The 12,697-nt window shown below is 35.9% G+C and carries 14 protein-coding genes; 11 read left to right on the forward strand and 3 right to left on the reverse strand.

Annotated elements, in window-relative coordinates:
• The first annotated feature begins 15 nt into the window (after positions 1-15).
• From LG377_RS03790 to LG377_RS03815, 6 genes are all read left to right on the forward strand, one after another.
• The gene (locus LG377_RS03790; protein ID WP_225743379.1) at positions 16-453 is read left to right on the forward strand and encodes a hypothetical protein; all 438 of its coding nucleotides are present in this window, start codon (positions 16-18) and stop codon (positions 451-453) included.
• 56 nt (positions 454-509) lie between these two features.
• The gene (locus tag LG377_RS03795; protein WP_225743380.1) at positions 510-1,010 is read left to right on the forward strand and encodes a phage holin family protein; all 501 of its coding nucleotides are present in this window, start codon (positions 510-512) and stop codon (positions 1,008-1,010) included.
• A gap of 1 nt (position 1,011) precedes the next feature.
• On the forward strand, positions 1,012-2,166 hold the full coding sequence (locus tag LG377_RS03800) for a hypothetical protein (protein ID WP_225743381.1): 1,155 nt from the start codon (positions 1,012-1,014) through the stop codon (positions 2,164-2,166).
• Between the two features lie 145 nt (positions 2,167-2,311).
• Entirely contained in the window at positions 2,312-3,139 is an 828-nt protein-coding gene (locus LG377_RS03805; protein ID WP_225743382.1) for a hypothetical protein, read from the forward strand.
• On the forward strand, positions 3,123-3,758 hold the full coding sequence (locus LG377_RS03810; protein WP_225743383.1) for a hypothetical protein: 636 nt from the start codon (positions 3,123-3,125) through the stop codon (positions 3,756-3,758). The genes LG377_RS03805 and LG377_RS03810 overlap by 17 nt, the downstream gene beginning before the upstream one ends.
• A gap of 555 nt (positions 3,759-4,313) precedes the next feature.
• The gene (locus LG377_RS03815) at positions 4,314-4,508 is read left to right on the forward strand and encodes a hypothetical protein (RefSeq protein ID WP_225743384.1); all 195 of its coding nucleotides are present in this window, start codon (positions 4,314-4,316) and stop codon (positions 4,506-4,508) included.
• On the opposite strand, the gene LG377_RS03820 is transcribed toward LG377_RS03815, so the two are convergent.
• Positions 4,505-4,936 carry a hypothetical protein gene (locus tag LG377_RS03820; protein ID WP_225743385.1) on the reverse strand — a complete coding sequence of 144 codons (432 nt, stop codon included), beginning with the start codon at positions 4,934-4,936 and terminating at the stop codon, positions 4,505-4,507. The genes LG377_RS03815 and LG377_RS03820 overlap by 4 nt on opposite strands.
• A gap of 162 nt (positions 4,937-5,098) precedes the next feature.
• Here LG377_RS03820 and LG377_RS03825 point away from each other — a divergent pair, with 162 nt between their 5' ends.
• Both LG377_RS03825 and LG377_RS03830 read left to right on the forward strand, forming a co-directional pair.
• Positions 5,099-5,266 (forward strand): hypothetical protein, encoded by a 168-nt coding sequence (locus LG377_RS03825; protein ID WP_225743386.1) that lies wholly within the window; start codon positions 5,099-5,101, stop codon positions 5,264-5,266.
• 446 nt (positions 5,267-5,712) lie between these two features.
• Positions 5,713-6,687, forward strand: a complete 975-nt coding sequence (locus tag LG377_RS03830) for a Gfo/Idh/MocA family protein (RefSeq protein WP_225743387.1) — start codon at positions 5,713-5,715, stop codon at positions 6,685-6,687.
• A 73-nt stretch (positions 6,688-6,760) separates the two neighbouring features.
• On the opposite strand, the gene LG377_RS03835 is transcribed toward LG377_RS03830, so the two are convergent.
• Both LG377_RS03835 and LG377_RS03840 read right to left on the reverse strand, forming a co-directional pair.
• Positions 6,761-7,522 carry a potassium channel family protein gene (locus tag LG377_RS03835; protein ID WP_225743388.1) on the reverse strand — a complete coding sequence of 254 codons (762 nt, stop codon included), beginning with the start codon at positions 7,520-7,522 and terminating at the stop codon, positions 6,761-6,763.
• A gap of 169 nt (positions 7,523-7,691) precedes the next feature.
• Positions 7,692-7,946 (reverse strand): hypothetical protein, encoded by a 255-nt coding sequence (locus LG377_RS03840; protein ID WP_225743389.1) that lies wholly within the window; start codon positions 7,944-7,946, stop codon positions 7,692-7,694.
• A gap of 200 nt (positions 7,947-8,146) precedes the next feature.
• On the opposite strand from LG377_RS03840, the gene LG377_RS03845 reads away from it, so the two are divergent.
• The 3 genes from LG377_RS03845 to LG377_RS03855 all read left to right on the forward strand — a co-directional run bounded on the left by LG377_RS03845 (position 8,147) and on the right by LG377_RS03855 (position 12,670).
• Positions 8,147-9,028 carry a LysR family transcriptional regulator gene (locus LG377_RS03845; RefSeq protein ID WP_225743390.1) on the forward strand — a complete coding sequence of 294 codons (882 nt, stop codon included), beginning with the start codon at positions 8,147-8,149 and terminating at the stop codon, positions 9,026-9,028.
• A 136-nt stretch (positions 9,029-9,164) separates the two neighbouring features.
• Positions 9,165-10,922, forward strand: a complete 1,758-nt coding sequence (locus tag LG377_RS03850) for an ABC transporter ATP-binding protein (RefSeq protein WP_225743391.1) — start codon at positions 9,165-9,167, stop codon at positions 10,920-10,922.
• Entirely contained in the window at positions 10,919-12,670 is a 1,752-nt protein-coding gene (locus tag LG377_RS03855; protein WP_225743392.1) for an ABC transporter ATP-binding protein, read from the forward strand. The genes LG377_RS03850 and LG377_RS03855 overlap by 4 nt, the downstream gene beginning before the upstream one ends.
• The last annotated feature ends 27 nt before the right edge of the window (positions 12,671-12,697 follow it).

Genomic DNA, 12,697 nt, shown 5'->3' on the forward strand with positions numbered 1-12,697 from the left:
GAGAGTGGATTAAATATGGAAAATAATAATTTATTTTATGATCACTTAGGAAATTTTCAATGGACCAGTGTAACAACTATTATATCTATATGCGTATTATTGTTTCAAATCTATCAGCAATATAGCATTAAAAAATTGAAACATAAGGATATAAGAGCAGAATTGAGGCTTAACAATTTAAAGATTCTTAAAAACGGACTCCTAATAATGATAGAATCGTATTCAATTAAAGCGACAGGAAAATCAAATGCTTTAAATCCAGAGTTTATTTCTAAAACAATTATCAATATAAATAATAAGAATAAACATGCTCAGCTTCTTAAATCAAAAATAGGAGGGGTAACAACTACTGTACGAGAAAAAGATAGAGTTGCCTCAAGCTTTATCGAATTGAGCGAAGCGTATAGTAAATATGAAAATGAAGAAATTAAAAATATTTACAAAAAAGAGTAGCCAATAGCGGCTGCTCTTTTTCTTTACACAAAATTATAGAAAAGAGGAAACCCGTGTTGTTACTAGAGTATTCAGATATCACAGGACAAGTTGTACAGATTTATAAGAATGGATTCATGCACGCGCTGATCTGGTGCGTGTTTTTTGATATCCTCACAGGACTATTGAAGTCGTTTAAAACAGGAGAGACAAGTTCAACAGTTAGTTTATTTGGGATAGCCAAACATGCATTAGTGGTACTTTTGATGTTTGTTTTGAATGTCTATTTACCACTGTTTGGTTTTGCCTTGTATGCGCAAGGTTTTACGTTATGGATGATTATAACGTATGCAATAAGTCTTACAGAAAACTGGGGCCATTTAGGGTTGCCGTTGCCAGACGTAGTCAGAAGTTCATTGATCAAATTGAAGAAGTCGACGGAGAACAAAATTCATATTGATGCCAATGTTATGAAAATTGAGGGTAATAATGAAGAAACAGAAAAACGTGTGACGGATATTGAAAACACTCTGAATAATAGTACATCTCAACAACTAAAAAATAAGGGGGAAGAATAACATGAATAAATCAACAATCTTATTTATCGCAGGACATGGAAAAAGAAAGAACGGTACCTTTGATCCAGGAGCAACTGGGTTAATCGCTAAAGGCGAGCATAAATACATGAAAGAGGATCTCTTTCCAGCTATGAAGAAACAACTACCTAAAGGCGCCAATGTTGTTTTCTTCTCCGACTATAATGTCCTCTCACATGGCAATCTGGAACAATTAGCTAAATCTTATGGTCCGAATACAATCGTGATTGAAATGCATTATGATGCTGGAATGACTGCGGCCCGTGGTGGTCACGTTATCGTATGGCATGAGTTTAAAGCTGATTCAGTTGATTTGAGTCTAGTTAAAGCGATTAAGAGTCGAGTTCCAATTCGTTATTCTCATAAGGGAGATTTAGGTATCAGCGGACGTAATCTAGGAAACGCTCGTACCGCTGCGAACAAAGGAATCAACTACCGTCTAGTAGAGCTAGCTTTTGGTACGAATTCGCAAGATGTCCTAGAAATGGTTCAGAATACGGATCTATTCGCTAAAGCTTTACTTGAGGCTGTATTGAATACCAAGTTAGATAAAGTGAATGTACCAGTTGCAGTTAAACCGATCAGTCCGGAAGTCGTTCAGCGTGAGCGTTCTATTGAACAGATGGCTACTGAAGTTATTAATGGAGATCATGGCGACGGACACAAGAACCGTCAAGAGTCACTAGGTCTTACGGATGCGATGTATCAACAAGTTCGCAATCGTGTAAATGAAAGAACACTAGGTACGAAGTTATCACCAAAACCAGTAAACAAAACAATTGATCAGATGGCGCAAGAGGTTAGAGAAGGAAAACATGGGGATGGTCATATCAACCGTCAGAATTCACTTAAAATCAGTGCTGCAGAATATGAAAAAGTAAGAGCACGAGTGAATCAGTTAGAAGGTCTTAAAACTGTTCAAACTGCTAAAATGCCAGTAGCAATAAAAGTAGGAGATAAAGTGACCGCTAGTCAGCTGTATGGAACAAGTAATGCAGAAAGTCCAGCACGTAAAACAGCAATAACTGGATACGTTGATAAAATCGATAAAAAATGGAGAAATCCTTATCGTTTGGTTAAAACGAAAGGAAAACAGGATTATATTGGATTTACTCGGAAAAATAATTTGAGGAAATAGAGGAACGTTTGTTGCCTTTTGGGTTTTTTATGTTATAATTAAGTATATTCTCCAATAATATATGTATTGTCGAACGAGAAGCTATTGTCTTCTCGTTCTTCTTTTGTTTTAATAGTTTTAGACGTACATATTAGGAGGAGCTAAAATGGCTAAAATTTATCGTTCGAAATTAAATATGAGTGAAATATCCGAAAAGATTCGTAAAGACCCTGGTTATCTAAACAAGATACTCACGAAAATGCTAAATGAGCTTGAATCTGGACAGTCGGTTGATAGTGAAGAAGATGAAAACGTCTATTATAGGCTACATTATATAGAAAAGAATTTCGCTTTAAGAACTGTAAGTGGAAGATTATTTAAAGTTGAAAAGAGTAAAGAAGTTAATCTTTTGGATGGAGAAGAGGTTGAATCTCAAATACTTAAAAATATGTTCTCTCAAGTTGCCTTTAGTTTTCAAGTGGATCAAGAAATTGTCGCTTTTGTGCCTAAAAGGGATTTAAGTAGAGATGAGTTTCATAAGTATTTTGGAAAGATCTTGACTAAGATGCAACCCGAAATCAAAGAAGTTAATTTCCAATTATTATTTGATAAAAGGGCATTCAATAAAAGACTGTCTAAAATTGACAAAGCAACTCGCGCAACATTTACGCTAGTAAAACCTAACGGTAAAGCTGATGAAGAAGTTGAAGAATTTGCTGATATGTTAACAGATACGGGAGCTGCTAAGTCCAAAATAAGTTTGGAAGCAGATAAGAAAAGTCCTTTGAAGAAAAGCTCAGAAACATTTAAAGCGTTACTTAAATACGTCTCAAACGGATGGGGTAGTGCAAATATAGTTGGTTATTCAGAAGAAAAGGGAAAAACTGTCACTATTGATACCAAAAAAGATGTGTTAGATACAGATCCTATCTCCGAGTCGAATAAAGACTCACATAAATATATAGAAAATAAAATATTTGGCAGAAACGAATAAGATTGCAGAGGTAATCAAAATGAATGAAAAGAGAAAAAAATTAATTTTGTTATCTAAAGAATCAGGTTATAGAGACATGATGAAAAATATCAGAATGTGGGAAGACTTGTTTAATGATGATTTAAAATGGATCTCAATAATATTATCATTATTGTTTACAGCTTTGGTAATGTTATTAAACACAAAAGGACAAGCTATAAATTTTCTATCCAATCTTTTACCAACGATGATAGGTGGAATGATTGGTTTGATGGCATTTTCTCTGTCGGCCATTGCTATAGTAACATCAACAGTTAGTGATACATTTTTATATTCCGTATTAGAAAGTTCTGAAAATCAAGGTCAACAAAATAACGAAGATAAGCCTGATCCGTTTTACAAAATAAAAGTATTAATGTATACATTTTACTTTTCTGGAGTTATGAATCTATTCTCAGTTTTTATTCTCACAGTGAGTTATGCGTTCACATATTTTCCGGTATCTGATTCTTTTAGGATAGTCTCATTGCCTATACTATCAATTATTACCTCGTGTATAGTGGTTTTCTCACTAATCTATAGTTTAAAATTGATTGGAACCTGCATTAAGATTAGATTCTTGACTGTTAACGATAAATGACTTTTTAAGTTTAAAATCCCTCGTCCTTAATTGGATGAGGGATTTTTTTACGTTGTTGAAAGTAGAAGTATTAAAGGATATAATCTAGTTACATAACGTACTATCAAGTCATAGTCCTATGATGTGAGGTTTACGCCTCGTATATGTTTTGACCCTCGCTTTGGCGAGGGTCTTTTTTGTGTAACGATATAGTAAATAAGTGTAATAAATTTAGAAAAATCACTTGCTTAATTATACCGTATGCGGTATAATATAAATACAAGGAGGTGAAAAATATGGGTAAGCGTAAGGACAGACGAAAAAAAGAAGCCCTAGAAAAGATTAAGCTAGCGAGTGCAATCGCAACAATGCTTAAAATCTTCCTAGAACTTCTAAAACTAGTCTGTAAATAATAAGGTGGGGAGTTCGCTCCCCTTCTTCTTACTCATAATATACTATGAAACTATTTAAAAGTAAAGTTTGGGACAACATCAGAATCGTAACATATAGTGCCACACTTGTAGTGGTAGTTCTTGAAATCATTGAACTGATTTCAGACTGGAAGGAAGAGCGATAATGCCAGAAAAGAAAACAAGTGATGCCCAGATCAAAGCAACGAGAAAATGGGAAGAGAAAAATCGTAAGAAAACGACCATTCAAAGCTACCGCAGAACAGCCCGTAGCTTCATACGAAATCACGCTGATGAAGAGGCTCTTCAAGAACTAGAGCAGCTTATTCGGGATAGAAGAGAACAGTTAAGGGCAGACTAATCATCTGCTCTTCTTTTGTTATAATATTTTAGTATGTCGAATAACTCTACATTTCTAATTTGATCAAGTGTAACTCTTTTCTCTACGTTATCTTTATTATTCCTACGAACATCCAATACTACTTTGTCATTCGCAAATCCTAATACCATTCCTATAACATCGGGATAGTAAAGTCCATCTCTAAGTATCGCTGCTTGAATCGCTACAGGTAATTTCGTCACATAAGCCGTATACAAAACCTCAGCGATTGCTTCTTCGGTCATTTCTTCTTTAGGTTCAATCTCTCCCAAACCATCATCAATCTTCATTTTCCTGATATAATCTTTCTGTTCAGACAATATCATTCCCTGCCATTTCATCTTTCCACGATCTTTGTATCCCAATTTATCTGGATTCAATAAGGTAACTTCTTCTTTAGCATTTTGCATATCAATCACTCCTTTACACGAATGTACGTTCCGTATATAATGATTATAGGAACGTTTGTTCGAATGGTCAAGTAATTTAAATTCAAAAAGTCACTTTATTTAAATAAATAACAGTATTATAATAAAGTAGAGTAATTAAATTAGAAAAAGGAGGTACATACTTTGAAAATCAAAATTGAAATGGACGAAAGTACATATAGTTTCTTTACCCAATATTGCAAGAGTATAAAAGCAACACCGTCAAAAGCAATAAATTATTTCGTAGCTGAATACATAACAAAGAGCAAGACTTCAATTAAAGAGAGAAGCGAAAAAGTTTCTTCCATATAAGTATGCTATAGATAAATCTATAAAAACAAATGACCAAGGTTTTGACCAAGGAGAATAAGAATCGGTTGGTAATCGTGTGGAATAGAAATAGCGTGATAGATTGATTTCATAACTATCACGAAGCGGTAAATAATGGTAGGAAACTATAAATCTCCCCCCTCTGGTGAGGTCATATAGAGCAGAAACGCTGATTCAAAAGCGTTTCTGCTTTTTTTGTTTCGCTTTTGAAAACGTGTATCTGCTTAAACGAATTTTTCAAGGAAAGATCAGCGTAGATATTAGATAAAATGAATACGTTTACTTCGAACGCCAACGTTATGTTACTATAGAGATGTATTAAAATAACCTATGGACTAATATGGGGTTGCATCAGAATCTTTAAGAGAAGGTTTATGATGAATGACCATATAAATAGACCAGCGACGATAAAACGGAGGATACTTTAGATGAAAAAATTTGGATGGGCTTATATTGGTTGTGGCGGAATTGCTCAAGGTACAGCAAAAGAACTGGTTCAAACAGAAGACAACCAGATTGTTTCTGTATGGAATAGAACAAGATCTAAGGCTGATGCATTTGTAGAAGAGTTTGGTGGGACAGTATATGCGACAGCTGAAGAGGCGATTAATGCGCCAGAAGTTGAAGGCATTTACGTCAATGTGAACGGAGATCAACATGGTTATTATACAGAATTGGCTATCAAAAATGGAAAAGCGGTTCTTTGCGAGAAGCCTTTTACAATCAATGAACAAGAAGCTAAAGAGGTCTTTAAGCACGCTACAGAACAAGATGTTTACGTCTCAGAAGCGATGTGGACTTGGCACAACGAGACTGCTCTAAAAGTGAAAGAATGGATCCATTCTGGAGCAATAGGGGAAGTTGTCTCAGCTGATAGTGCATTTGAAGTCTCCTTACTTAACTATACAGATAATCCAAGACTAACAACACCTTCGATGCTTGGTGGTGCATTAATGGATTTAGGTGTATACAATATCAGATATAGCTACGAGCTATTTGGGTTACCTGAATCGATTCAATGTGAAGGGGAAATGCACGAGGTAGATTATAAAGAAGATATCGTATTCCGCTATCCAAGCTTCGAAGTAACTATGAAGGTTTCAATGAAAGAAGATGGTGGACACTTTTTCAATATAAAAGGAACGAAAGGTTCAATAGTCGTCCCTCAGTTCCATATGGCTCAAGAGGCCGTATTGACAACAGATGAGGGAGAGGGAAAATTTCAGGCGAGTGAAGATTTGCTATATGGTAAACAATTTTCAAATGTTGCTCAAGAAATTCGCTCTGGAAGAAAAGAAGGGGAATACGTATCATCTAAAAGTACCATTGAAGTCATGGGCTTATTAGATGAATGTCGTAATCAAATGGGACTTGTTTATCCACAAGAAATGGATAAAGAATAGATTGATCTAAATGATCTATTATAAAAAAGTGCTGATCGTCATTAGGATCAGTACTTTTTTAGTAGCCAAGAATTCAAGAAGGATGATTTTTATCTTCTAATTGATCCATTTTAACGAGCAGCAAACTAATTTTATCATTTAATTCTTGGATTGCTTTACTTTGATCTATGACCTCTTCTTCGTTAGTATTCATGAAAAAAGAAGTAATGATGCTAGTTAGTGCACCAAATAATCCGATACCAGTCAGCATCAACATCATAGCGGCTAATCTACCAAAAGGAGTAGTGGGAGAGATGTCTCCGTATCCAACAGTTGTAGAAGTCACAAAAGCCCACCATAAAGCATCGATAAAAGAAACATTTTCCGTTATAGAATAAACAAACGCACCGATTAAGAGCATAATACCACCGGCGTATAACATGTAAGAAAAGCCATTCGTATTGAAGAATCGTTTTAAGTGCCTTGTAGCTTTGCCAATCAGTCCAATCATTCGAGTCAATCTCATCATTCTAGAAAATCGGCCTAAGCGAGAAATTCTAGTTAAACGAGTGATTCTAAATAATCTGGCTAGTCTGAACATGGCAAATACAGAATTTAAAGGAATAATCGCGATCAAGTCAAACAAATTAGAATTAAAAAAAGTGACTTTGTTTTTAGAAGCAAAGAACCTACCAAAATAGTCTAGAGCAAATAGTGATAGGATGATTCTATCAATCTCTTTAAAAGGGGAATGCGTTAAATTAAGTACGGATAAGATATCCAAAACGACCAAACAAACAGAAAAAAGTGCGAGAACAATGATCACAGGATCATAATACTTCTTAAGTAGAGTCAAGGTATTTGTTCCTTTCGGTTTAATGAAGTAATGTAAAGTGCTGAGACACGCTATCTAAGGTGTGTTCTAACTTATTCAATGTACCATTGAGATCGTCATCAAGCAATATAAAAAGTAGTCGAGATGCAAAACATCTCGACTACTTTAAAAGTTTTATATAGCTAATCCGTTAAACGAGCTCAATAACCAATTTATCTTCTTCGTTTAAAGAGATCGCACCATTTGAATGCCATTCTCTTCCTGTAGATAAAGGGTGTGAGTATAGGAAAATATCATTAGGTAGTACATAGAATACAACATTTTCTTCTTCAATAACGATTTTTTGAACAGACTCAGCTTTGCCGTTTTTGACTTCAAAATCCATCGTACCAAGACCGGATTGAACAGTATTAATCAAAGGGAAAGGTGCTTTATCAGTAGACATAGTAGGCTCCTCCTTTCAACTGTGGTTACATTTATCTTATACATAATCTGTCTAAAATTAAACTAATAAGATTGTGTTGATGCATTTAAAAGACAATGGTTGTGCTCAATTCAAGAGTTTCGTTATAATGGTTGAAGGTTTACTCAACTGATGTGCTGTGAATGATTAGCAGTCAATCAATAAAGAAATGAGATGGGTCCATGAATTTGAAACAATTAGAATATTTTCTTACGATCGTAGAAGAAGGCCAGATTACAGCTGCGGCTAAGAAACTTCATATAGCACAACCGCCATTAAGTTATCAGCTTCGCTTACTTGAAGAAGATCTCGGAGTACAATTAATGAAAAGAGGTTCAAGAAAGATTACCTTGACGCCGGCAGGAGAATTACTGAAACAAAGAGCTGAACAAATTTTTTCTCTAACAACTGCTACGAATCGAGAGATGGAACTATTTAAAAAGGGAAATGCGGGAACATTATCAATCGGGACCATCTCTTCATCTAGTACCGTCATTCCGAACCAGTCTATCTTATCGTTTGCTAGTCGATATCCAAATATTCAATTCGATATTCATGAAGGCAATAGTTACGAAGTAATCGAGATGCTTGAAAAAGGTGTGATTGATGTTGGTATCGTTAGAACACCATTTAAAAAGAGTGGTTTAGAAATCCGGTATGCAAAGTCCGAGCCGATTGTAGCTGTTTTCCCTGAAGGACAGCACCACGGGAAACACAAAAATCTAATCGAACTAATTGAATTGTATGACCAACCATTAATCATCTACAGACGATTTGAAGAATTGATTCATGACGCTTTTGAAAAAGAACAAATCACCCCTTCGATAAGATGTAGAAATGACGATGCAAGAACGACATTAAACTGGACGAAATCTGGTTTTGGTATTGGAATTGTTCCCTTATCCGCTTTAACTGCTCAAGACAAAATAGAAATGACTTACAAAGAAATTGATGCCAAAGAGCTTCAGACTCAAATGGCAGTTGTTTGGAAAAGTGATCGTCAGCATATACCTCTTGTACTGGAATTTATCGAATCGTTTGCAAAGTCTATTGAATCTATATAAATTAGTATAGAATATACGGTGATATACTGATATGGGTATACTTACAAATTTATTATGTATTTGTTCGTATAAGTGAACTAGTCTACACTCAAAAGAGTGAGAAAGAACGGAAACTAAAATAAGGGGCTCAATTATCTTGATAAGATTACTTAAATACGCAAAAAAGAACCAGATGTATGCATACTTGGGCGCGATAGCTAAATTACTGGAAGCAGTATTTGAATTATTCCTGCCAATTTTATTAGCAAGACTGATTGATAAAGGAATAAATGCTGGAGATACAGATTACGTGATTAGAGTAGGTGGACTGATGCTCATACTTTCTGTAGTTGGATTTGCCTTTGCTATGGCCTGTCAATATTCTTCATCAATCGCTTCGCAAAGTTTTGGTACAGAACTACGAGAGGTTCTAATCAAAAAAATCAATACATTCTCTCACAAGGAAATTGATGACTTTGGATCTTCAACATTAATTACGCGAGTGACAAATGATGTCAACCAGCTTCAACTAGCTCTGGCAATGTTGATACGTCTAGTCATCAGAGCACCATTCTTAAGTGTAGGGTCGATTATTATGGCTATCTACATCAGTCCGAGATTGGCGCTTGTGTTTGCGGTACTGTTACCGATTTTTGCCATTATACTAGGGATTATCATGTGGATCACTGTACCTTTATATAAAAGGGTACAGCTGAAACTGGACCAAATGGCCCAAACGGTTAGTGAAAACATGAGCGGTGTTCGAGTGATTCGTTCGTTCGCTAGAAGACGATATGAAGCGAAACGTTCAACTGAAAACAGTGAGCAATTATCTAAAGCCAATATTCTTGTAAATAATTTGTCTGCTTTAATGACACCTGCGACAACCTTTGTTATGAATATCGGTATAATGGTTATTTTATATATCGGAGCAATTCAGACAAATAATGGCGCTTTGTTCCAAGGTGAAGTTTTAGCTTTGATCAATTACATGAATCAAATGCTTTTAGCGTTGATTGTTGTAGCGAACTTAGTCGTGATTTTTACAAAATCACAGGCATCTGCTTCAAGAATCAATGAGGTATTGGATGCGACGGTGAGCATCGAAAATTCTACTGGTACGTATACGTTAGAAGACGTTCATGATCAACCACAAACTGTCATTAGATTTGATCATGTGTCATTTGATTATGATGCAGATGCAGCTGATGCATTTTCGGATATTGATTTCTCTGTGCCTGTTGGGAAAGTCCTTGGAATTACAGGTCCTACAGGTAGTGGTAAGAGTACACTAATCAATTTGATTCCTCGTTTTTACGATGCGACAAAAGGAAAAATTTCTGTTTATGATGAGGATGTTACACACTTCCAGTTAAAAGAACTGAGAAATCTGATTGGATTTGTACCTCAAAGAAATACCTTATTCAGTGGAACCATTGCTGAAAATCTTAGATGGGGAAAAGCAGATGCAACGGATGAAGAATTATACGAAGCACTGCGGATTGCTCAAATGGAAGAGTTCGTCAGAGGGATGCCAAATGGCTTAGAGTCGCCAGTATCAGAAAACGGTAAAAACTTCTCTGGTGGACAGCAGCAAAGGCTGACGATTGCTAGAGCACTGGTTTCTAAACCCAAAATCATTATTTTAGATGACTCATTAAGTGCATTAGACTATGAAACAGATTATAACTTACGTGAAAGTCTGAAAGGCATTAAAGACGCAACGGTCATTATTGTTTCTCAGAGAATTAGCTCGATCCAATCAGCTGACCAAATTCTTGTAATGAACAATGGTCAACTAGAAGGCAGTGGCACCCACGATGCCTTACTTGAAAGTTCTGAAACTTACAATGAAATTTACAAATCACAAACAGATCCGTCATCGACAATATTGAAGGAGGAAGAAAAAATATGAAAAAGAATAAAATTCATCCTTCAGATTTAAAAAGACTAACTGGATATTTAAAAAATTATAAGATCATTGCAATAGTTGCTTTGATCTTTGGGATCGTTTCAGGAGTCGGAACGGTAGCGTCTACTTTCTTGATTGGTCTTAGTATTGATACACTGGTCGGCGCAGGAGAGGTGGACTTCACCGGTTTATACCGTGTATTGGTCTGGTTAGGTGTCGCTTATCTAGTGACCGTATTGTCTCAGTGGCTAGTAAGAGTCTTATCTAATCAAGTTTCCTTTAAAATTGTTAGAGATTTACGTGTAGATACATTCTACAAACTGAACCAGCTTCCCTTGAGCTTTTTTGACCGTACAAGTCACGGGAATGTCGTTAGCCGTTTCACAAATGATCTAGAAAGTTTATCAGAAGCATTGGTACTAATTTTGAGTAACTTATTTACTGGTGTTATTATCATTCTAGCTTCATTAGCCTTTATGTTATATTTAAGCCCAATCCTGACCCTAGTCATTGTGCTTATTACACCACTATTCTTCTTGGTAGGATGGTTAGTAGCAAAATATTCCCAGAAATATTTCACGAAACAACAGAATATCTTAGGGAACTTATCTGGTTATGCTTCAGAGATGATTACGGGGCAGAAAGTCGTTAAAGCTTTCGGTTATGAAGCAGAGATGGAAAAAACCTTTCAAGGAATGAATTTGGATTTATATAACTGGGGACAGAAAGCACAGTTCACTTCTTCTGTAACCAATCCTGCAAGTCGTTTTATCGATCATATTGCATACTTGTTGATTGGTGTTGTCGGTGGGTTGCTGGTTATTAATGGTACTGGGGCTGTAACAATCGGTACGATATCAAGTTTCGTTATCTATTCTTCGCAATTCTCGAAACCATTTATCGAAATCTCAGGTATCATGACGCAAGTCCAAACTGCCATAGCAGGACTAAGTAGAATCTTTAAGATTATTGATACGCCTGTTGAAAGACAAGATAAACCAGATGCGATTGTCCTAGATAAACCTCAGGGTAAAGTAGATTTCAAAGATGTTACATTCTCTTATGATCCTAAGACAACCTTAATTGAAGATTTAACAATTTCAGTTGAACCTGGAGAGACTGTTGCAATCGTAGGGCAAACCGGAGCAGGGAAATCGACATTGATCAACCTTCTAATGCGTTTTTACGAATTGGATAAAGGAACGATTGAAATTGATGGTATAGATAGTACGAAATATACTCGAGACAGTTTGAGAACGAGCTTTGGTATGGTTCTTCAAGATACTTGGCTGTTCAACGGAACCGTGAAAGAAAATATTCGTTACGGTAAACCGGATGCTACGGATGAAGAAATTATTGAAGCGGCCAAATCTGCTTATGCTCATTCCTTTATCGAACGTCTCCCTAAAGGCTATGATACAAAATTAGGGAACAAAGGGATTTCTCTTTCGACTGGTCAGCAGCAATTACTGACCATCGCAAGAGTTATGCTAGCAGATCCACCAATGCTGATTTTGGATGAAGCAACGAGTTCGGTGGATACGCTGACTGAAATCAGAATCCAGACAGCCTTCTTGAAAATGATGGATGGAAGAACAAGTTTTGTTATTGCACATAGACTTTCAACTATTCGAGAAGCAGATGTCATCTTAGTTATGGATAAAGGTAATGTAGTAGAAGTCGGAAATCACGATGAGCTGATGAAAGAAAAAGGCTATTACTACAGACTACATGAATCACAATTTAAATAAAACGAAAAAGAGCGAAACCCCGGGGTT

This window comes from Marinilactibacillus sp. Marseille-P9653 (assembly GCF_916618885.1).
Classification (GTDB): domain Bacteria; phylum Bacillota; class Bacilli; order Lactobacillales; family Carnobacteriaceae_A; genus Marinilactibacillus.